Raw genomic sequence first — 21414 nt, forward strand, 5'->3', positions numbered from 1 at the left:
TTATTCAAATTCTCGTTGATACCTTGGCAACATCGATTCGTTGCCAAGTAACCCACCTTGGTGGATATAAATCAGCGTCTTATCTTCATTCTCTGCCAACCACGGCTGTAGGCATTGCCACATGTAAGGGTCATACAGTAGATCGAATTCTAGGTTGGTTTGATCGTAGAGCGCATTCCACGTCTCGTAATCACTTTGGTATAAACGACCGAAATGATGTTTATCGCGTACTGAGAGAATAGTAGGGTGATTTTCGGTTTCTAGCGTGTTGAATTGCTCAGTGAGGTAGTGCGCATCACCCACACAAGCACAGGTCACGACCTCGATTCCATGAGGTTTTAAGTGTTTACTTAAGTACAGTGCGGTGGTTCCGGTTCCCGATGGCAGCGCCACTACAAACTGTTTTCTGCCTTCAAGGCGTGTCCAATCAAGCAGCTCTCTCGCTAGTTGTTTTACCCCAGCTTCGGCAATCTTCGCTTTACCACCTTCCGGGACGACCAAGGTCGTATCGTCCAAGCCTCGTACTTGCTCGATGTATTCGGTTGGATGCAGTGTTGAACCAAGGTCTTGCATCGCGGTGATGCTCATACCTAAATCAAGCGCACCTCGATAGTTGCCGATAGGGGAGTCTTTAAGCCAAGACGGAATATGTTGAACATAGAACTCGAAGTTCCAGCCTTTGATTTGCGCCAGAGCGGCAAGAGAATACATCGCATTGGATTGAGCTGAGCCGTAGCTGATGAGCGTTTTGGTATCGCTGTTCTGTGTTTCCATCAACGCCATAAATTTACGTGCTTTGTTCCCAGAAAAGTGAGAATGCAGCATGTCATCACGCTTAAGAAAAAACGTGTGACCATTAAAGTTATGTTGAGTTATCGGGCTTTCAGAGAGTTTCATGCTACTGCTGACGTGTCCAACCACGCGACCTTGCCGTTAAAAAGGGCGCGTAGTGTAACGCCATTAAACCCAGATAAAAAGTCTGGGTTCAGAGCATCAGATTCGGTTATTCCTGATGCTCTATCATAAGCACAATGGGTTTCTTTAATAAGACGATATTCCATGGCTCGCCTTTCTGCCTCAAGCCACGTAAACTACGCCGCTTATTTCGATTCAATCAGAAGGCTTGGTTTTGCAGACTCTAGAACAATTAAAAACAGGACAATTAGTAGGAATTAAACAACTAAAGTTGGCGGAAGGGCTGACAGAGTTTCCTATGGAAATTTTAGAGCTTGCAGACACGCTTGAAGTATTAGATTTATCTGGCAATGCACTGTCTGAATTACCACAAGAATTAGAAAAGCTTAGCAAGCTAAAAATCATTTTTGCTTCGAACAACCTGTTCACGCATTTACCAGAGGTGTTGGGAAAGCTTCCAAGCCTAGAGATGGTTGGGTTTAAAACCAACAAAATTAAAGAGGTAAGTGAAGCGTCACTACCAACTCAGTTACGCTGGCTGATCCTGACAGACAATGAGATTGAAGTTCTTCCAAACAGTCTGGGTGAAAGGTCGCGCCTAAGAAAGCTTGCTCTGGCGGGCAATCGCATCAAGCAACTGCCAAACAGCATGGAAAACTTGGTCAACTTGGAATTGATTCGTTTATCTGCGAACCAGTTAGAGTACTTCCCGGATGTATTGATGAAGCTGCCTAAGTTGGCGTGGTTGGCTTTCGCAGGTAACCCATTCTGCAAGCATCCATCTTCGCTAGACAGTGTGCCTAAAGTGACCACAAGCAGTTACTCGCTTAACCATGTTCTTGGTCAAGGTGCGAGTGGTGTGATTTCTCACGCGAACTGGACTGACGCTCAATATGACTTCCCGAGTGAAGTGGCGGTGAAAGTGTTCAAGGGCGAGGTCACCAGTGATGGTTTCCCTCATGATGAACTTGAAGCATGTTTACAAGCTGGTCATCATGACAACTTGGTCAAATCTATCGCGCAAGTGGATGACGGTACTGAGCTTGCTCTAGTGATGGAGCTGATACCAAACAGCTACTACAACTTGGGTTTGCCACCAACTCTTGAAACTTGTACTAGAGACACCTTCCCAGAAGGGTTCAAGTTGACGATGACTCAAATTGAACTGATTGTAGAGCAGATGGTAGATGTGTTTAATCATCTGCATGACAACAAGGTGTGTCATGGTGATCTATACGCTCACAACACATTGGTTAACGCGCAAGGGCAGATGATTTTTGGTGACTTTGGCGCGGCGAGCATTTACGGATATTTATCGGGCGAGCAGCAAGCAGCCATCAGAGCAATCGAGGCGAGGGCATTGGCGTGCTTTATCGAAGATTTACTTTCTGTCGGTGACGCGTCTGAGGTAGGCTCTGAGAAGCATCAGCGATTGAGTACGCTAGCGGCATTGCTATACAACGCCTAACTCTACAACGCTTGGACTCGAAAGGCATCGACGCACAGGAGTCGTCATCAGACGATAGTGCAAAGTCGGTGCCTTGGTCTGAGGGTTGAATGCACTTGGCTAGGTTTGATGTTCCAATGCAAGATTTATAACGGCTTCGCACCCACCGTCTGGGTGAGTTCCGATGTCAAATTGCCAGCCGTAGCGGTGACACAGGTCATCCACAATCATTAAACCCAACCCATGCCCTTCTGAATGAGGGATACTGGAAAAACCTTCCCCTTCATCACGAACCCAAATGGTATCCTCGTTCATGCCAATATGGATCGCCCCATATGGCGTTGCCGCAATGCCATTTCGAATCAAGTTACCAAGAATGATGGTCAAGACCGCATTGGTAGCACGCGTTTTGGGGTTACCGTCTATCTGCACATCAAAACTGAGTGCTTTCTCATCCGCTTGCGCCTGACTTTGCGCAATAATTTGTGTGAGCTCTTCTTCGCTAATGCTTCGTACGGGTGAGTCATCTGTATTTCGTTCATATCGCACTAAGCCGAGTAGAGCGTCCACCATCGTCGACATTTGTTGCGTTGCATCTTGAATACGATGAACCTGTCGCGTTTGAAAATCCGTACTGGCGCTTCTAGCCAATAAACTGCTTGAGCCTTTCATTACCGTCAATGGTGTGCGTAGTTCATGGCTTGCGTAACGCGCAAAAGCTTGCTCCCGCTTGATGACTTGATTGATCTTACGGCGATACTCATTAAGCTCATCCGCTAAGGTTTGAAACTCTTTTGCCGAACTTTCCGGCACACTAAAGGTTTGGGTTGGATCACCTTGGTGTTGGTCAAGTTGCGTTTTTAGGGCGTTAACAGGCTCGATCAAGCGTTGTGATAACCGCAGTAACAAGCTACCAAACAAGAACACCAAGATTGCGACGATAGACAGCACCATAGCAACCACCATGATGAACTCTTCGGTGGTAATTTCGATTTCATCAATCAGGGATACGAGGATTACTGGATGCTCTACACCTTTACTGGTGTAGGTGCTCATATAAATCATTCTTGAACTTGGCTCATCCCCGACTTCATCCAAAAAATGTTTTTTACCTATTAAATACTTCTGAAATGGGGCAGGTACTAAGGCAATGTCGTTGTAGGCGGTGGTCAATAGGTCTAATTGTATAACGCCTGCATTTGGATGAGATTGAAAGTGTTCGATCGCCTCTTTTTTATCGATCATGATCCGGCGCTCGCCGACACGATCTTCTGACCATAAAAGAGCACCAGTGATGAGTGCAAAGCAGAAAATACCGATAACGACAGAAACGAAAGAAAAAAACAGAGCGAGTCGCCCTGTCATACTTTGTGTGCTTTGCGTACTGGCAAGTAAGCGGTTGATCATGCACCTGTCTCCAAGCGGAAGCCAACTTTTGGAACCGTAATGAGCACATGTCGTTCGAACGGCTTATCAACTTGGTTTCGCAGTTGGTAGATATGGCTGCGCAGTACGTCGTTGTTCGGCTCGTTCTCTTGCCATAGACGAAATGCAATGTCTTCGCGAGTGACGACATCTGGTGCGTTCTTCACCAACATTTCCAAAATTGTATAAGTGGTCGGATTGAGGGCGAGAAGCTTATCTTGGCGATACGCTTTACGGGTTTTCTGATCGATTGAGACTTCACCATAGGTTAACTTGCAAGACGCGACCGTACCACGATAACGGCGAATCAAAGCGGTCATGCGTGCTTCCAATATGTCTAGATCGAAAGGTTTTGTCAGATAGTCATCCGCACCGTGGTTGAAACCTTTTAACATGTCGTCTCGACTGTCGAGCGCGGTGAGCATCAATACAGGCGTATTGTTGCCTGCTTCGCGTAATTTATTGCACACAGTCAAGCCATCCATGCGAGGTAGCATTAGATCAAGCAGAATAATATCGAAGGTATTTTCCATCGCTAATTTCAGACCAAGCTCGCCATTGTCAGCGTAATCGAGTTCCATACCCGCACACTCAAAATAGTCGAACAGCATGCCTGCAATTTCTCGATTGTCTTCGACCAAAAGTACGCGTTTCATGTATTTCTCTCCAATTTGGCAGGTTTTGGAAATTAGGGACTTTTCTTAACAGAACATTATGCACTAAGGGCGTGAAAAAGATGTCAACAACATCTCTTTCACATGGCGACTTGTAGACTGCATCCATTCATTGGATTTAGTGGAAGAGTAGCATGTCAACCTTCAACATTCACGCCGCAACCTTTTCAAAGGTGAGCCAACACGCTGAGCCTAAAACAGTCTTGTCTGTTGTGGTGCCATTCTTTAACGAGCAAGAAGTCTTGCCAGAATTCCATCGTCGTCTCACAGCAGTATTGGATGACATACCTGAACGATGTGAAATCGTGTATGTCGATGACGGTAGCAAAGACGACAGTTTAATGATTGCTCAAAACTTTTCTCAATCTTCTAGCGACGTTCGCTGTCTAGCACTTAGCCGTAACTTTGGTAAGGAATCGGCGATGAGTGCTGGTCTTGAGCATTGTCATGGCGAAGCTGTGATCGTGATTGATGCCGACCTACAAGATCCACCAGAGCTTATTCCAAAGATGCTATCTAAGTGGCGTGAAGGTTACGACGTGGTCAACATGCAGCGCAGCGAACGCCATGGCGAGACATGGTTTAAGCGCTTTTCAGCGGCGTGCTTTTACAAAGTCTTAAACAGTATGGCGAAGCTTGATGTTCCGGAAAATGTTGGAGACTTTCGCTTATTAAGCGCCAACGTTGTCAAACACATCAATGCTCTGCCAGAACGCAATCGCTATATGAAGGGCATTTTTTCTTGGCCTGGATTTAAGCAAGTTACGGTGCCGTTTGAACGTGATGCTCGCTTTTGCGGTGAAACCAAATGGAATTACCTCAAGCTGATCGGACTCGCGATGGACGGTATCACTTCCTTTTCTATCCGTCCTTTACGCCTAGCAACGCTTGCAGGTGCGTTAGTTGCGTTCAGTGCATTTATCTACGGCGCATTCATTGTGATGAAAACGGTCGTATTTGGAGAGCCAGTTTCCGGCTATCCATCCATGATGGTGGTTCAACTCGCACTTGGTGGTGTCCAATTGCTCTCTATCGGGTTGCTTGGTGAATACATCGGGCGCATTTTCATCGAAACCAAGCAACGACCTCTTTACCTTATCCAGTCTGTTTTCGAGCGACCAGCAAAACATCAAACCATCCAAGCTATGAAGTTTAAATTTGGAGAATCTGCGTAGTCATGAGTATTAATAAAACCCACCTATGGCTGTTGTTGGCGTTCGCGTTGTTACTTCGCCTTATTTCTTTGGCTACGTATCCACTTATGGACACGACAGAAGCTCGCTATGGCGAAATGGCGCGTTTGATGGTGGAGACAGGTAATTGGCTCACCCCACAATTTGATTACGGCGTGCCATTTTGGGGTAAGCCACCTCTGTTTACTTGGATGAGTGCGTATGGCATTGAGTTATTTGGGCTAAATGAGTTTGCGGTGCGCGCACCTCATTGGTTAGCGGGTGTCGCGACTATTATTTTTGTTGCAGCCATGGCGCACCGTGCTGGTTTTAGTGCGCTTGTCGCATCGTTAGTGTTGGCAACATGTGGCATTTTCTCGATTGCAGCGGGCGCGGTGATGACGGATATGGCACTCACGTTAGCTATGACAATGGCTATGTTTGGCTTTTATTATTGTTGGCTCGGAAAAGACAAACATAGCCAACTTTGGGGCTATCTGGGGTTCTTCGGTCTGGCGTGTGGGTTACTCGCAAAAGGTCCGGTTGCGATTGTTATCATGGGGATTGCTGTCTTTCCTTGGCTGGTTATTCAGCATGGTTTTTTTGGTGCTTTTAAAGCCTTGTGGCAGCGTTTTCCATTGATTTCAGGCTTAGCGTTGATGTTGGCGATCGCACTGCCTTGGTACATCATGGCGGAGATGGCGACGCCGGGGTTCATTGATTATTTCATTGTTGGTGAGCACTTTAAACGCTTTGTCGTAAGTGGATGGGAAGGGGACCTATATGGTTCTGCTCATGACCAACCACGTGGCATGATTTGGCTATTCTGGCTGCAATCGGCTGCGCCATGGTCGCTCGTGTTGCCTGTTCTGGTGTGGAAGCGCCGACACACAATCAAATCAATAGAAACGGATCATCAAGGCTTGTTCAGTTTCTTAATGTGTTGGCTGATCTCGCCAATGGTTTTGTTCACTATGGCAGGGAACATTTTGCCGGCCTACGTGCTACCAGGTGTTCCTGCATTAGGTATCCTGATTGCAATGTTAGTGGATAAATATGACTTTAAGTGGCTTACTGGCACGGCAGCAGTGTTACCTGTGCTGCTTATGATCGCTATGTTGGTCTTAAACATGGGCAAAGCAGACAGCCGAAGTGATCGTATTCTATTTGCAGAGATCACCGACAATGCACCTGTTTTTTACATTGGGAAACGTCCGTTCTCTGGTCAATTTTATAGCCAAGGACAAGCGAAAAAACTGGAAGATGTAACAGAGCTCAATCAACTAAATAAGTTCTACCTCATTGGTAAAGAACGACAAGTTGACAAGTTGATCCATGATAACGCCTTGAGCTGTACTAATGAGTTTACTGCTAAGTCAAAGCGCACGCTCTATACCTGCGTTATATACCCAAATAACCTCGAGATGCTAGGTTCAGCGAGAACGACTTGGTTTGTAGACGCGGCGGCGATTTAAAGGTCTAGTGGGTCGAAATCAAGAATCGGCAACAAAGTATACAAGCCAAGGCCCTTATATTTGCAAAGAGCGCCCTTTGGGAGCGTGTCTTTGACTCGCTTTTTTAGTCAAACAAATGGTCGCGTCAAACAACTAGGGAAGAGCTGGCTATTACACAGCGTTGTTTTCCTTGCTCTCGAATCAATGACAACGCTCTGAATTCTGCATCTTGAAGTCACTTGGGTATAGGGTAACGTGATGAGTAGATTATTGACATTTGCTATGGTGGGTGGTGTCGGCTTCATCGTCGATACCCTCATTTTTATGGTTTTATTTCAATGGGCTGGGGTCGAATTAATGATGGCTCGAGGGCTGGCATTTTGCGTTGCTGCGACCACAACATGGTTGGGCAATCGATGTTTGACGTTTTCGCAATCAACAAAGGATAGAGCATTTAACCAATGGCAAAAGTTTATGCTTAGCGCAAGCATCAGCGCATTACCAAACTTTGCCGTTTTCAAAGTCACCACACTCTTATTGGGTACACAAGGGACAACAGTTTACATTGCTTTAGTGATGGGAATTTTGGCGGGTATGGTGAGCAATTACTTGCTGAGTATGCACTGGGTGTTCCAACAATCGAGCGAATAATGGCTTGGTTATCCAGATAATAATTGCAGTGAAAACAAAAAGATGAGGAAAATTAAATGTGATCTAAATCACGAAATGATTAATCGACTCGTAAGCATACCTCTACTTTAATATTTGATTACTTTCATATAAAAGCCATCTTTTTTGTAAGGTTTAAGTTCCGTAAATACAAAGAGTTATACTATCAACTTAATCACTTTATTTATTGTGCAGCTCATTACCTTTAAATATAAAATCCCCTCGCCAGTTAATTCTGTTAATAAAATTGATCTTTCTGTTCTTTTTCTGTTCATGTCTTGGCGCCTCCTGTTCACTTCTGTTGTTTAAAATCCACGATATTTCAAAAACTAACGCCAACTTATTTTTAGTTACAGAGGTTTCTATGTTTAACAGTATACGAACGCGAATTGCGGTCAGCGCTGGTGGAGCGATGGCTTTCACTTTGCTTATTGCCATGGGAATGACCACAAACGCATTTACCGATGTAAACAAACAAGTGAACGAGAAGGTCAAAACGCAGTTAACAGATGCGACCAACACCGACTTGCAAAATACCGCAATTCAGCAAGGTTTGAATGTAGCCAACCAACTCGATCCTGTGTTGGCAAACCTTAAACAAGTACGTTCGATTATTGAGCTAAGTGCAGAGACAGATGCGAGCGCAGATCTTATTGTTAAACAGTTTACTGCCGCATTAGAAGCACAAAACAAAGCCGTATTTGCTGGTTATATGGTTTGGCAAGACAAAACATGGTCACAGCAAACGACTTTTAGTCCTGAAATCGGCTTTAACAGCCAAGGCTATCTCGCACCTTTCTTCTCTCCAAACGATAAGAATAGCTTTGACGCTGTCGCAATGGAGAGCTTTAGTAATACGGAGTTAAACAACAACGGTGAGCGTAAAGACGATTGGCACTTAATGCCTTACGAAACAGGCAAAACTTTCGTAATGGAGCCGTACTTTTATCCAGTTCGTGGTAAACAAGAGTTGATCACTACCATCAGTCAGCCAATTAAGCAGGATGGTAAAATCATTGGCTCACTCGGTTTTGATCTCTCGCTACACGAGCTGCAAAGTCAGAGTGAGTTGTTTGCACGAGACCTGTTTGAAGGACAAGGAAAAATCCTTATCACATCATGGAAAGGCATTACATTGGCAAACAGTCGTGATGCAGAAATGGTAGGCAAGAAGGTGTCTTCTGAGCTTGCAGCACAGTGGGCAAACATTCAGTCGATCGCGAAAGAAAAAGGCGCTGGTCTCGTTACTTTTGGTGGTGACGAATATGCGATTACGTCAATTGAAACGAGTGATGCTCCGTGGGTAGTCATGGTGTCAGTTCCCAGCAACTATCTTACAAAAAGCGTCGACACCTACCAACAATGGAGTGATGAGCAGAATACAAAAGCGCTTGAAAAAGGTGTGTGGGCGGGGATCATCGCTGCTCTTTTAGGTATTGCTGCTATGGCGTTTATTGCCAGCTCTTTAGGTAAAGTGCTCAATAACTTAGTCGAGCGCTTTAAAGATGCGGCACAAGGCGAAGGCGATCTGACCTACCGCATTGAAGTGAAAGGCAAAGATGAAACAGCGCAGCTTGCCCACTGGTTCAATACTTTCTTATCCCGTATGCAAGAAATGTTGTTGACGGTAATGAGCACGGCAGATCAGGTAGATAAGAACGCCACAGAAGGTCAAACGCGAGCAGCGGCATCTCGTGATCAACTCAACGCGCAGGTGAATGAAGTGAATTCACTGGCAACTGCAATCAATGAGATGAGTGCAACCGCGCAAGAAGTTGCAAACTCTGCGGTTCAAGCGGCTGCTGCAGCAAGCCAAGTGCAAAGCAACAGCCTAAATGGCATGACACGCATGGACAATGCGGCGAGTGCGGTCGACAATTTAGCGATGCAAGTCAACGATGCACAGCAGCAAACGCAAAACTTGGTCGATTCTAGTACCGCGATTCAGGGTATTTTGAGTGAGATTGGTGGTATTGCTGAACAAACCAACCTGTTGGCACTGAATGCAGCGATTGAGGCGGCACGTGCAGGTGAAGCGGGTCGAGGTTTTGCAGTAGTAGCGGATGAAGTTCGAAATCTAGCAAATCGTACTCAAGGTTCAACAGAAGAAATCCGCGCTATGTTGGCTCGCTTAGAACAAGAAACACAATCTATTGTCGTGTTGATGGAGCAAAGTCAGAAACAAGCCATTGATACCAAGGGCGAGACTCAAGCAGCGCATTTGGCTCTGTCTGAAATCAACCAAGCGATTGAAGTCATCAATGACATGAACAATCAGATTGCTTCTGCAGCAGAAGAGCAAAGTTCCGTGTCAGAAGAGATCAACCGCAATGTTGTGATCATCAACGATACGGCGGTAGAGGTGATGGACACCATGACATCATCGGTTGAAATCAGTAACGAGTTGACGGTCAAAGCTGGCGATCTTCACGGAGAACTCAGTAAATTCAAGCTTTCCTAGTTTGTTTTTACTACCCTATAGTTTTATCGAACCGAGCGCATCGAGCGCTCGGTTTTTTTATGTCCTAAATAACCTGTCCAATTTTTTCTTCTGTATCTGCGTCTTTTTAAATTCAGATTCGTCTTATAGGTATGGAATGGAAACAAGTCGATTGTACGCCCACATATCTCAAGGTGACTTAGATATACAAATTGGGTATGTGAGATGAAATTTTATTCATCTTGTGTCGTGGTTTGAGCGTTTTGATTGAAGTTGATTTTATAAATCAACTTGCATGTCGAATGAGAATTTACCGTATGTGGTTTTTACTGAATTTTAGAACTTGTTCTAGATCATTAAAGTGTCCAAAAATGCAATCTTTGATTTTAAATATTTAAACTTTGACAAGGTTTAAGAAATTAAACCGAATTCATATGTTTTTGGTGATCTTGTTCAACTATTGTGCGTGATTTTGATCATCTATTCGATTTTTGCTGGTGTTTTGAGCGTGAGTTTGCGGTTTACAGAAGTTTACTCTGTATTGCTGAACCTACCCGAAAGGAGTAGTTTTTAGTCATTGAGTTCAAAAATGTAAACCGAAATGATGAGCGTAAAGCAAGTTAGATTCACCGACGAAGACAGAGCATGTTTAAGCAACTATTTTCGCTTGGCAGATACAATCGCCGACTTGATCGGACCGTATTGCGAAGTCGTTATTCATTCATTTGAAAGCTTAGAAAATTCAGTCGTGAAGATTGTAAATGGTCATCATACTGGGCGTGAAATTGGCTCGCCAATCACTGATTTGGGCTTACGTATGTGGAGCACCTTCGAGAAAACGGGCGAGGTCTCTCCGAAGAGTTATTTCACCAATGCCGCCGATGGTTCGCTACTGAAATCGACCACGTGCATTTTGGCTGGTCCAGAGCAAAAGCCGATTGGCATGCTATGTATCAACATGAATTTATCTTTCCCATTCCCTGAGATCGTCAAGACGCTGATGCCACAGTGTCACGTATCACAAACCTTGGTCAGTGAGACCTTCAGTAACAACGCCAATGATGTCATCAAGCAAGCGTTAAGTGCTGCCACGCAAGAGGTTGACCAAGATGAGACGGTTTCAGCTAAAGGTCGTAACAAAGCCATTATTCGTTGTTTGTTTGATAACGGTGTATTTGAGCTAAAAGAGACGACGACACAAGTATCAGAGCAACTTGGGATTAGCCGCCAGGCGGTTTACAAGTTTATCCGAGAATTTAAATCATAATAAAATTAATCACTTAGGAGTTGTATCGTGAAAAAAATTATTGCCACTGAACAAGCACCAGCAGCTATCGGTCCTTACTCTCAAGGCACAGCTTACGGCGACATGGTTTACACATCAGGTCAGTTGCCACTGGTTCCAGAAACCATGCAATTTGTTGAAGGCGGCATCAAAGAACAAGCTCGTCAGTCACTAGAAAACTTAAAAGCAGTTCTAGAAGCAAGCGGTGCGGGTCTAGACACAGTATTGAAGACGACATGCTTCCTATCAGACATGGAAAACTTCGCCGCCTTTAACGAAGTGTACACAGAGGTATTTGGTACAGAAAACGCACCCGCTCGCTCTTGCGTTGAAGCAGCAAGACTACCAAAAGACGCATTGGTTGAAGTTGAAGCCATTGCATACAAAAAGTAACCGATTTTCGGACATAAATGGGTATCAATAGGAGATTCTCATGAGCGTTTCATTTATTGGATTGAGCATCTTGTTCTTTGGGTTCTACGCATTACTTGCGAACTTCAAAAAACAAAAGAAAAGCTTTAACTTCCGCGTACTGAGTGCGCTTGCTGCTGGCCTGTTATTCGGCGGTGCAATTCAGCTCGTATTCGGCGTAGGCAACGTTGCAACGGCAGGTTTTGCTGAACTGATTTCTGTGTTCGGTAAAGGCTACATCAAGCTTCTACAAATGATCGTAATCCCACTAGTATTTGTGGCGATGATCTCTTCGATCATGAACGTAGAAGGCGGCGGTGCACTATCGCGTATCGCACCAAAAATCATCGGTATTCTACTTTTCACTTGTGCTATTTCTGCTGCAGTGGGCATCGCAAGTATTTACCTGTTCGGTATCGATGCAAACGCACTAGTGAGCACTATCGGCACTAACAGCGCTATTGAAGCGCGTGGCGACTCTCTGATTGCAACGCAAGATGCGATGGCGAGCAGCGGCCTGTCAGGTATGGCTCTGTCTATCATCCCAACGAACATCTTTGACATGCTAACGGGCTCTCAACGTACTTCGACGCTATCGACCGTCCTGTTCGGTATGTTCCTTGGCTACTGTATCCTGCAAGTGAAAAACCGTAAGCCAGAGAAAGTGCAAAACTTTGTTGATTTCATCAACTCAGCAAAAGAAGTAGTGCTTTCAATGGTACGTGAAATTCTGAAGCTGACGCCTTACGGTGTATTTGCTCTGATGACTACGTTCATGATGACAAACGATTTGTTCGCACTAGCAGAAATGGGTCGATTCCTACTAGCAAGCTACGTGGCAATCGGTGTAATGTTCGCTATCCACTTCGTGATGGTGTCTTTGTTCGGTCTGTCTCCTGCTAAGTTCATGAAGAAAATCTGGCCAGTGCTCGTATTTGGCTTCGGTTCTCGCTCAAGCATGGCGGCAATCCCACTAAACGTTGAAACTCAAACTCAACGTCTAGGTGTGGACGAAGAAACAGCAAACATGTCAGCAACATTCGGTACCAGTATCGGTCAGAACGGTTGTGCGGGTATCTACCCAGCAATGCTAGCTATCATGGCGGCTCAAGTAATGGGCATGCCAGTTGACCTAGGCTTCATCCTACAACTGATTGCTGTAATCGCGATTGCTTCATTCGGTATCGCAGGTGTTGGTGGCGGTGCAACGTTCGCAGCAGTAGCGGTACTAACCATCATGGGTCTAGACATTACGGTTGTGGCGATTCTGGTTTCTATCGAAGCGCTTATCGATATGGCTCGTACCGCGCTTAACATCTCTGGCTCAATGTTGTCAGGCGTGCTAACCGCGAAGAAGAATGGCTCACTAAACACTGAGCAATACAACGCAGATGTGGCTGCAACAGTGTCAAAAGAAGCAGCAGTGTAATTTCTAAACTTAATAAAGAGCACCCAACGCGGGTGCTCTCCGTTTTTCCTGAGTTCAGGTTATTTAGGTAATAAATATGAAAGTTGTTGTCGTAGGCGGTAGCGCTGCAGGTATGAGTTTCGCAGCGAAATACAAACGTAATCAGCCATCAGATGAAGTGATTGTGCTGGATAAGCGCGATTACATCTCGTTTGGTGCGTGTGGTTTACCTTATTTTGCTGGTGGCATGTTTGATGACACTGAGCGCATGATTTCTCGTACGCCAGAACAAGCGATTAAATCTGGTTTAGACGTGCGCATTGAAACTGAAATGGTGGCACTAGACCGCACAGAAAAGCAGATTAAAGTTCGTCACCAAGGTGAAGAAAGCACCATCGATTACGATATGTTGGTGATTGCCACGGGCGCGCGTCCAATCGTGCCATCGTTTGGCGAGTTCAACCCAGAGCACGTATACACGCTAACCAGCATGGAAGATGGTTTGGCAGTAAAAGAAGCGCTTAAGGACAGCAACAAACAACGCATTTGTGTGATTGGCGGTGGTTTTATCGGTCTTGAAGTGTTCGATGCTGCACACCTATTAGGTAAGCACGTCACCATCATTGAGCGTGAACAACACGTGATGAGTCGTCAGTTCAGCCCTGAAATGATTGAAGTGGTAGAAGGCGCGATTCGCGAATCTGGTGCTGAGCTAAAAACCGGTTGTAGCGTATCAGCCATTCGCGACGCAGAGCAGGGCGGTTACATCGTAGAAACCGACAACGGCAATGTTGAAGCAGACGTTGTGATCATGTCACTTGGTTTTAAACCAAACACAGAAGTATTCGAGTTACCAAAAGCAACGAACGGCGCATTGCTAGTGGATGAGTTTGGCGCAACAGAAGATGCACACATTTACGCTGTAGGCGACTGTGCAGTGGTTCACCATATGGCGCTAGGTAAATCAGTGTATGTTCCACTGGCAACCACAGCGAACAAGCAAGCGCGCATGATGGCTGACAAACTTGCTGGGAAAGACACTTACATGAGTGGCTTCTTGGGTTCATCTTGCTTGAAAGTGCTGGACTACGAACTGGCATGCACAGGCGTATCGGAACTTCTAGCTAAAGAACACGGTTTGGAAGTGAAGGTTTCAACCATTTCAGATAAGAACCAAACCGACTACTACCCAGGTCAAGAAGACATTAAAGTGAAGCTGGTTTACCACCCAGAAACTAATGTGCTGCTTGGTGGTGAAATCGTGGGCAAGAAAGGCGCAGTAGGGCGAATCAATGCACTCGCTGTTGCCATCACTGCGAAGATGACCACACAGCAACTAGGCTACATGGACTTCTGCTACGCTCCACCATTCGCACGTACATGGGATGCACTAAACGTTGCAGGTAACGTAGCGAAATAATTTAGTTATCCACGTAGATCAAACAAAACAAAAGGGCTCCAGAGTTGTTTCTGGAGCCCTTTTTAATGCTTGTTGTGAACTATGAAGCAGGAGTAGTTTGCTGTTCACCAGTCGCTTTTAAGCGTTCGATTTCAGATTCGGTTTGCCACTTACCGTTGTATAGGTATTCACGCTCAGGAAGTGGGGCATTTGACGCCCTTAAATCAAATACCTCATCGGTTTGATATTCTTTATAACAAACTGGCGTACCAAACAGTCTAGCCTCTGGCTTAGCTTCAAATAGCTTTTTGTGGTCTGCGACTTCTGTACAGTCAAGCTTATATTCCGTCGCTAGCTGATTGACCATAGACTCTAAGTCAGACACGGTTTTGAAAAATACGTAATAGTGGAATCGGTTGTGTAAGCGTGAAATCTTGGTATGTTCCATATTAATATATTCGCATGTGTCATGCTTAAAAAAGAACTTAATCACTTTTCTTTTCTTATTGTAATCAGCAAAGAGCCAGTCTTCTCGCTCTCCAACTCTCACTTCTGTTGGTTCGTCAGGTTGACGTTTTAAGATACCAAATGAAAGCAAAATGAAGGCACCTGCTCCCGCTAATGCCATCGGACCAACCAGTGCTACCATAACCACGCACACCACTGCACCTACCCAGCCAACTGCTTGCGTAGCGGTGTTTACCCATTTAGGCATATTGCGACGCTTTTTCATCACAAAGCCTTTGCTAGAAAAAATATAGTCATAGCGATAGTCAAGGCCAATCGTAAGGTAAAAGGCTCCTGACACCATCACCGACAAAATAAAAGAAAAAATAGTTACGCCAACCGTGTCACTCGTGTGTATAAACAAAGTTAATAGGAATGGGGCGATCACAAATGGAAGCGCAAAAAGTTTAAAGTAATAGCGAAATGGTTCCTCTACATCATACTTATGCCATGTTCTGACGTTATCGCCTGCGAGTATTTCTTGCTCTTGCGCCTCTTGATAAACTGCCAATTCTTCTGGGGTGACGTAAAATGGTGAATATGCCAAGGGTTACTCCTTGGTTGTTGTTAGTTCAGATTTAGATTTTTCAATCTCAGATTCGGTTCGCCACTTGTCGTTGTATATACGTCGCCATTCAGGAAGCGGGGCATTTTGAGCCCTAAGGTCAAAGGTATCGGCTACCGGAAATTCAAGACTACGAGAAGGGATATCTTCAATTCGAGGTTCAGGTCTTCCTTCAAAAAACGCTTTATGGTCTGGAAAATCAATACATTCAATGCCGTACTTGTATGAAAGGGTTTCTAGAATTGCGTCTAGGTCTTGAACAGTCTTAAAGAATATGTAGCTATAACCACGAGTTTGAGCTCTGAAGACGGTGTGCTTCTCTAGATTCCATTTGGAACACTCGTCATACTTGTGGTAGAAGCGAATCACTTTACGCTTTTTGTTGTAGTAGGCGAACAGCCAATCTTCACGTTCGCCAACTTTAATTTCGGCTACTTCATCTGGTTGGCGTTTAAGCATTTTAAAGGAAACCAATATAAAGGCACCAGCGCCTGCTAACGCCATTGGACCAACAAGTAGTACCATTAATATACATACGATAGCACCAATCCAACCGACAGCTTGTGTAGCATTGTTCATCCAACGCGGTACAGTACTTTGTGACTTAATGACAAAGCCTTTATCAGATAAGGTATAAGTATACCTTTTGACAAAGTTGAGTCTCAAAAGAAAATAGATAACTGACGTGGATAAACAAAACCCGCTAGCTAGAGTTAGTACGGATGATAAATTGTTTAAATCAGCAAGTACGAAAAAGAGAATAATGAAGATAGCCGCAGGAATCGAAGTCATCTTCAAATAAATGTATCTAGAAGCTTCTTCGACATTTTTTGTTTGCCAGTTTTTAAAGCCTTGACCAGAAGAAATCTCATGCTCTTGTGCCTCTTGGTAAGCAGTAAGCTCTTCTGGGGTGATATAAAATGGTAAATAAGCCAAGGGTTACTCCTTGGCTGTTGTTAGTTCAGATTTAGATTTTTCAATCTCAGATTCGGTTTGCCACTTGCCGTTGTAAAGGTATTCACGCTCAGGAAGCGGGGCATTTGACGCCCTTAAATCAAATACCTCATCGGTTTGATATTCTTTACTACAAACCGGAATACTAAAGAGCCTTGATTCTGGCTTTGCTTCAAACAACTTTTTATGATCATCGACCTCGGTACAATTCAGTTTGTAGACCTTTGACAGTTGCGCGACCATGGACTCTAAATCCGCTTCAGTTTTAAAGAAAACATAACAATCTGATCTATCTTGTGAGCGAAAGATAGTCTTATGAGCAGTATCTCGATATCTGCATATGTCCTGCTTAAAATAGAATTGGATAACTTTCCTTTTCTTGTTGTAGTCCGCAAAAAGCCAATCTTCTCGTTCGCCAACTTTAATTTCGGCTACTTCATCTGGTTGGCGTTTAAGCATTTTAAAGGAAACCAATATAAAGGCACCTGCGCCTGCTAGCGCCATTGGGCCAACAAGTACTATCATTAATATACATACGATAGCACCAATCCAACCGACAGCTTGTGTAGCATTGTTCATCCAACGCGGTACAGTGCTTTGTGACTTAATGACAAAGCCTTTATCAGATAAGGTATAAGTATACCTTTTGACAAAGTTGAGCCTCAAAAGAAAATATATAACTGACGTGGATAAACAAAACCCGCTAGCTAGAGTTAGTGCGGATGATAAATTGTTTAAATCAGCAAGTACGAAAAAGAGAATAATGAAGATAGCTGCAGGAATCGAAGTCATCTTCAAATAAATGTATCTAGAAGCTTCTTCGACATTTTTTGTTTGCCAGTTTTTAAAGCCTTGACCAGAAGAAATCTCATGCTCTTGTGCCTCTTGGTAAGCAGCAAGCTCTTCTGGGGTGATGTAAAATGGTAAATAGGCCAAAGGGTTACTCCTTGGCTGTTGTTAGTTCAGATTTAGATTTTTCAATCTCAGACTCGGTTCGCCACTTGCCGTTGTAAAGGTATTCCCATTCAGGGATAGGTGCGTTTTGAGCTCTAAGTTCAAACGTATCATCCACGGGGAACTCTAGGCTTCTTGCTGGTTCCGAGAGCAATTCGTCAGGTGAATAAGCATTGAACAAGGCATTGATATCCTCGAATTCGGTACATTTAAGTTGATACTCTTCAGAGAGCTTTTCCAGTACTCTTTTTAAGTCATTGGTTGATTTAAAAAATAGAAAACTCCTACCGCGATTATGGCATCGATTAACGGTCGTTTTCGCTACATCTCTGTAATCGCAATCGTCATACTTATGATAGAGAGTAATAACCTTGCGTTTTTTGTTGTAGTAAGCAAATAGCCAATTTTCACGCTCTGCAATTCTGATATTTGTGCGCTCTTCGGGTTGGCGTTTAAGCATGCGAAATGAAACCAATATAAAGCCACCGGCTCCGACAAGTGTCACCGGTCCAGCAGCCCCAACCATCAAAACACAAACTATTGCGCCAATCCAGCCCATGACTTGAGTTGCAGAGTTTACCCAATTCGGTAAATTACGTCGTTTTTTTATAACCAACCCGCGATCGGACAAGGTGTAATCATAACGATTGTCCAAACCAAATGTCAGATAAGACACACCAGACATAATTATCGTTAGACCCGACAAAATGTAAGTTAAGATCATTTCGCTACTATCATGTAGGAAATAGGTAAGGAAAAATAATGGACTGACAGCGGCGATAGCAATCGATAGGTATAAGTATCGAAAAGGTTCCTCAATATCGTGCTTGTGCCAGGTTGTGAGATCTTTCCCCCTTAGAATTTGTTGCTCTTGTTCTTCTTGATAAGCCGAAAGCTCGTCTGGCGTGATGTAAAAAGGTAAATAAGCCAAAGGTTACTCCTTGGCTGTTGTTAGTTCAGATTCAGATTTTTCAATCTCAGATTCAGTTTGCCACTTACCGTTGTAAAGATACTTACACTCTGGGAGTGGGGCTTTCGAAGCCCTTAAATCAAACACCTCATCGGTTTTATATTCTCGACTACAAACAGGAATACTAAACAGTCTTGATTCTGGCTTTGCTTCAAACAGCTTTTTGTGGTCCTCGACCTCTGTACAATTCAGTTTGTAGACCTTTGACAGTTGCGCGACCATGGATTCTAAATCTGCTTCAGTTTTAAAGAAAACGTAACAATCGAATCGATCTTGTGAGCGAAAGATAGTCTTATGAGCAGTATCTTGGTATTCGCACCTATCATACTTAAAATAGAATTGGAGTACTTTTCTTTTCTTATTGTAATCAGCAAAGAGCCAATCTTCTCGCTCTCCAACTCTCACTTCTGTTGGTTCATCAGGCTGGCGTTTTAACATACCGAATGAGAATAAAATAAGAGCACCAGCTCCCGCTAATGCCATCGGGCCTACCACCGCTACCATTACCACACATACCACTGCGCCTATCCAGCCAACAGCTTGCGTAGCGGTATTTATCCATTTAGGCATATTGCGACGCTTTTTCATCACAAAGCCTTTATCTGAAAAAATGTAGTCATAGCGATAGTCTCGTCCATACATGTAGTAGCTTAGCGAGTACACAAAAAATGTGACAAGTACCGATATGGCATCATTAACCCACCCTCTAGACCAAAAGCCAAGGAAGTAGAAAAATACAATTATCGGCAACATTGCCACAATCGAAATGAACAAATAAAGGTATCGATTTGGTTCTTCAATATCGTACTTACGCCACGTTGTTATATTGTCCCCTGTGAGAATTTCTTGCTCTTGCGCCTCTTGATAAACTGCCAACTCTTCTGGGGTGATATAAAATGGTGAATATGCCAAGGGTTACTCCTTGGCTGTTGTTAGTTCAGGTTTTGATTGTTCGATTTCAGATTCCGTTTGCCACTTACCGTTGTATAGGTACTCTCGCTCTGGAAGCGGGGCATTTGACGCCCTTAAATCAAGTACCTCATCGGTTTTATATTCTCTATTACAAACAGGAATGTTAAACAGTCTAGCTTCTGGCTTCGATTCAAACAGCTTTTTGTGGTCATCTACCTCTGTACAATCCAGCTTATATTCCGTAGCTAACTGATTTACCATCGATTCTAAGTCCGTTTCTGTTTTGAAAAATACGTAGCAATCAGATCTACTATGTGAACGGACAATGGTGTTGTGTTCCATATCGATATATTCACACTTATCCTGCTTAAAGTAGAACTGGATCACTTTGCGCTTTTTGTTATAGTCGGCAAACAACCAATCTTCACGCTCTGCAACTCTCACTTCTGTTGGTTCATCGGGTTTGCGTTTTAACATACCAAAAGAAACCAATATAAAGCCACCAGCTCCGACAAGAACCATAGGTCCAGCAACTCCAACCATCACGACACAAACTATTGCTCCAATCCAGCCCATGACTTGAGTTGCAGAGTTTACCCAATTCGGTAAATTACGTCGTTTTTTTATAACTAACCCGCGATTGGACAAGGTGTAATCATAACGATTGTCCAAACCAAATGTCAGATAAGATACACCAGACATGATTATCGTCAGACCCGATAAAATGTAAGTTAAGATCATTTCACTACTATCATGTAGGAAATAGGTAAGGAAAAATAATGGGCTAACTGCGGCTATAGCAATCGATAAGTATAAGTATCGAAAAGGTTCCTCAATATCGTGCTTGTGCCAGACTGTCAGATTCATCCCATTAAGAATTTCTTGCTCTTGCGCTTCTTGATAAACCGCCAATTCTTCTGGGGTGATATAAAATGGTGAATATGCCAAGGGTTACTCCTTGGCTAAAATTGAAGATATATATTCTAAATCAGGTAATGGAGCGTTTGATGTTCGTAACGTTCCCACTGCTTCTAACGGGTAATGTGTCCCGCGGAATGGCGTTGTTTTGTATATTTCTGGAAGTTTCGAGAAATCGAATAAGTCTTTCGCTTTTTGGACTTCTTTACAATCCAGTTCAAACTCTTGATTAAGCATGTTTAAGGTTTCCTCTAATTGCTTTGGTGAAGAGACGAATAGATAGGAACTTCCAATAGAGTGGTATCTTGTTACCGTTGTTTTAGCAGTGTCTTGGTACGAGCAGTCATCGTGTTTATGATATAGTTCGATTACTTTTCTATTTTTGCAGTATTCACAACAAAGCCAATTTTCACGGAGAGCCACAAGTACTTCAGTCTCCTCATTTGGTTGTCGCTTTAGCATTCGAAACGAAACCAGTATAAACCCCCCGGCTCCGACAAGAACCACAGGTCCGGCAAACGCAACCATCAATATACATACAATAGCTCCAATCCAGCCCATGACTTGAGTTGCAGAGTTTACCCAATTCGGTAAATTACGTCGTTTTTTTATAACCAACCCGCGATCGGACAAGGTGTAATCATAACGATTGTCCAACCCAAATGTCAGATAAGATACACCAGACATGATTATCGTCAGACCCGATAAAATGTAAGTTAAGATCATGTCACTGTTATCATGTAGGAAATAGGTAAGGAAAAATAATGGACTGACAGCGGCTATAGCAATCGATAGGTATAAGTATCGAAAAGGCTCTTCAATATCGTGCTTATGCCAGGTTGTGAGGTTCATCCCCTTTAGAATTTCTTGCTCTTGTTCTTCTTGGTAGGCCGAAAATTCTTCTGGCGTGATGTAAAAAGGTAAATAAGCCAAGG

19 protein-coding genes are annotated in these 21414 nt (G+C 43.8%); 9 read left to right on the plus strand and 10 right to left on the minus strand.

The window, feature by feature from the left end; all coding sequences use genetic code 11:
• Complete coding sequence (locus OH463_RS15060) at positions 1-897, minus strand: 1-aminocyclopropane-1-carboxylate deaminase/D-cysteine desulfhydrase (RefSeq protein WP_005444968.1); 897 nt, start codon at positions 895-897, stop codon at positions 1-3.
• A 232-nt stretch (positions 898-1129) separates the two neighbouring features.
• Between OH463_RS15060 and OH463_RS15065 the strand changes: the two genes are divergently transcribed.
• Entirely contained in the window at positions 1130-2383 is a 1254-nt protein-coding gene (locus OH463_RS15065) for a leucine-rich repeat-containing protein kinase family protein (protein ID WP_196347909.1), read from the plus strand.
• A gap of 99 nt (positions 2384-2482) precedes the next feature.
• Here OH463_RS15065 and OH463_RS15070 read toward each other — a convergent pair whose 3' ends face one another.
• A complete protein-coding gene (locus tag OH463_RS15070; RefSeq protein ID WP_009698434.1) occupies positions 2483-3769 on the minus strand; it encodes a sensor histidine kinase in 1287 nt (428 codons plus the stop codon).
• Positions 3766-4443 (minus strand): response regulator transcription factor, encoded by a 678-nt coding sequence (locus OH463_RS15075; protein WP_005444974.1) that lies wholly within the window; start codon positions 4441-4443, stop codon positions 3766-3768. The genes OH463_RS15070 and OH463_RS15075 overlap by 4 nt, the downstream gene beginning before the upstream one ends.
• Positions 4444-4595: 152 nt before the next feature.
• On the opposite strand from OH463_RS15075, the gene OH463_RS15080 reads away from it, so the two are divergent.
• The 8 genes from OH463_RS15080 to OH463_RS15115 all read left to right on the plus strand — a co-directional run bounded on the left by OH463_RS15080 (position 4596) and on the right by OH463_RS15115 (position 14720).
• Positions 4596-5636, plus strand: a complete 1041-nt coding sequence (locus OH463_RS15080) for a glycosyltransferase family 2 protein (RefSeq protein WP_005444975.1) — start codon at positions 4596-4598, stop codon at positions 5634-5636.
• Positions 5637-5638: 2 nt separating this feature from the next.
• Positions 5639-7108: an ArnT family glycosyltransferase gene (locus OH463_RS15085; protein ID WP_005444982.1), complete on the plus strand. Its 1470-nt coding sequence runs from the start codon at positions 5639-5641 to the stop codon at positions 7106-7108.
• A gap of 237 nt (positions 7109-7345) precedes the next feature.
• The gene (locus tag OH463_RS15090) at positions 7346-7738 is read left to right on the plus strand and encodes a GtrA family protein (protein WP_047516486.1); all 393 of its coding nucleotides are present in this window, start codon (positions 7346-7348) and stop codon (positions 7736-7738) included.
• A gap of 382 nt (positions 7739-8120) precedes the next feature.
• Positions 8121-10217: a methyl-accepting chemotaxis protein gene (locus tag OH463_RS15095; protein WP_005444986.1), complete on the plus strand. Its 2097-nt coding sequence runs from the start codon at positions 8121-8123 to the stop codon at positions 10215-10217.
• A 580-nt stretch (positions 10218-10797) separates the two neighbouring features.
• Entirely contained in the window at positions 10798-11463 is a 666-nt protein-coding gene (locus tag OH463_RS15100) for a helix-turn-helix transcriptional regulator (RefSeq protein WP_050907271.1), read from the plus strand.
• Between the two features lie 27 nt (positions 11464-11490).
• Entirely contained in the window at positions 11491-11874 is a 384-nt protein-coding gene (locus OH463_RS15105; RefSeq protein WP_005444990.1) for a RidA family protein, read from the plus strand.
• A gap of 40 nt (positions 11875-11914) precedes the next feature.
• A complete protein-coding gene (locus tag OH463_RS15110; RefSeq protein WP_005444993.1) occupies positions 11915-13321 on the plus strand; it encodes a cation:dicarboxylate symporter family transporter in 1407 nt (468 codons plus the stop codon).
• 76 nt (positions 13322-13397) lie between these two features.
• Positions 13398-14720, plus strand: a complete 1323-nt coding sequence (locus OH463_RS15115; RefSeq protein ID WP_269991538.1) for a CoA-disulfide reductase — start codon at positions 13398-13400, stop codon at positions 14718-14720.
• Between the two features lie 79 nt (positions 14721-14799).
• Here OH463_RS15115 and OH463_RS15120 read toward each other — a convergent pair whose 3' ends face one another.
• From OH463_RS15120 to OH463_RS15150, 7 genes are read right to left on the minus strand one after another with little or no spacing between them, the layout of a single operon-like run.
• Positions 14800-15753, minus strand: a complete 954-nt coding sequence (locus tag OH463_RS15120; RefSeq protein WP_269991539.1) for a hypothetical protein — start codon at positions 15751-15753, stop codon at positions 14800-14802.
• Positions 15754-15756: 3 nt separating this feature from the next.
• The gene (locus OH463_RS15125) at positions 15757-16707 is read right to left on the minus strand and encodes a hypothetical protein (RefSeq protein WP_269991540.1); all 951 of its coding nucleotides are present in this window, start codon (positions 16705-16707) and stop codon (positions 15757-15759) included.
• A gap of 3 nt (positions 16708-16710) precedes the next feature.
• Complete coding sequence (locus OH463_RS15130; protein WP_269991541.1) at positions 16711-17661, minus strand: hypothetical protein; 951 nt, start codon at positions 17659-17661, stop codon at positions 16711-16713.
• Between the two features lie 4 nt (positions 17662-17665).
• Entirely contained in the window at positions 17666-18610 is a 945-nt protein-coding gene (locus OH463_RS15135) for a hypothetical protein (protein WP_269991542.1), read from the minus strand.
• A gap of 3 nt (positions 18611-18613) precedes the next feature.
• Positions 18614-19561: a hypothetical protein gene (locus OH463_RS15140; RefSeq protein WP_005445001.1), complete on the minus strand. Its 948-nt coding sequence runs from the start codon at positions 19559-19561 to the stop codon at positions 18614-18616.
• A gap of 3 nt (positions 19562-19564) precedes the next feature.
• Complete coding sequence (locus OH463_RS15145; RefSeq protein ID WP_269991543.1) at positions 19565-20509, minus strand: hypothetical protein; 945 nt, start codon at positions 20507-20509, stop codon at positions 19565-19567.
• A gap of 3 nt (positions 20510-20512) precedes the next feature.
• Positions 20513-21412, minus strand: a complete 900-nt coding sequence (locus OH463_RS15150) for a hypothetical protein (RefSeq protein ID WP_005444999.1) — start codon at positions 21410-21412, stop codon at positions 20513-20515.
• Positions 21413-21414 lie beyond the last annotated feature (2 nt).

Source organism: Vibrio sp. NFR (assembly GCF_027587095.1).
Taxonomy (GTDB): domain Bacteria; phylum Pseudomonadota; class Gammaproteobacteria; order Enterobacterales; family Vibrionaceae; genus Vibrio; species Vibrio harveyi.

Excerpts from the sequence above, each read along its gene's own strand:
- OH463_RS15060 (WP_005444968.1), bottom strand. The coding sequence starts at position 897 with ATGAAACTCTCTGAAAGCCCGATAACTCAACATAACTTTAATGGTCAC.
- OH463_RS15070 (WP_009698434.1), bottom strand. The coding sequence starts at position 3,769 with ATGATCAACCGCTTACTTGCCAGTACGCAAAGCACACAAAGTATGACA.
- OH463_RS15075 (WP_005444974.1), bottom strand. The coding sequence starts at position 4,443 with ATGAAACGCGTACTTTTGGTCGAAGACAATCGAGAAATTGCAGGCATG.
- OH463_RS15080 (WP_005444975.1), top strand. The coding sequence starts at position 4,596 with ATGTCAACCTTCAACATTCACGCCGCAACCTTTTCAAAGGTGAGCCAA.
- OH463_RS15085 (WP_005444982.1), top strand. The coding sequence starts at position 5,639 with ATGAGTATTAATAAAACCCACCTATGGCTGTTGTTGGCGTTCGCGTTG.
- OH463_RS15090 (WP_047516486.1), top strand. The coding sequence starts at position 7,346 with ATGAGTAGATTATTGACATTTGCTATGGTGGGTGGTGTCGGCTTCATC.
- OH463_RS15095 (WP_005444986.1), top strand. The coding sequence starts at position 8,121 with ATGTTTAACAGTATACGAACGCGAATTGCGGTCAGCGCTGGTGGAGCG.
- OH463_RS15100 (WP_050907271.1), top strand. The coding sequence starts at position 10,798 with ATGATGAGCGTAAAGCAAGTTAGATTCACCGACGAAGACAGAGCATGT.
- OH463_RS15110 (WP_005444993.1), top strand. The coding sequence starts at position 11,915 with ATGAGCGTTTCATTTATTGGATTGAGCATCTTGTTCTTTGGGTTCTAC.
- OH463_RS15115 (WP_269991538.1), top strand. The coding sequence starts at position 13,398 with ATGAAAGTTGTTGTCGTAGGCGGTAGCGCTGCAGGTATGAGTTTCGCA.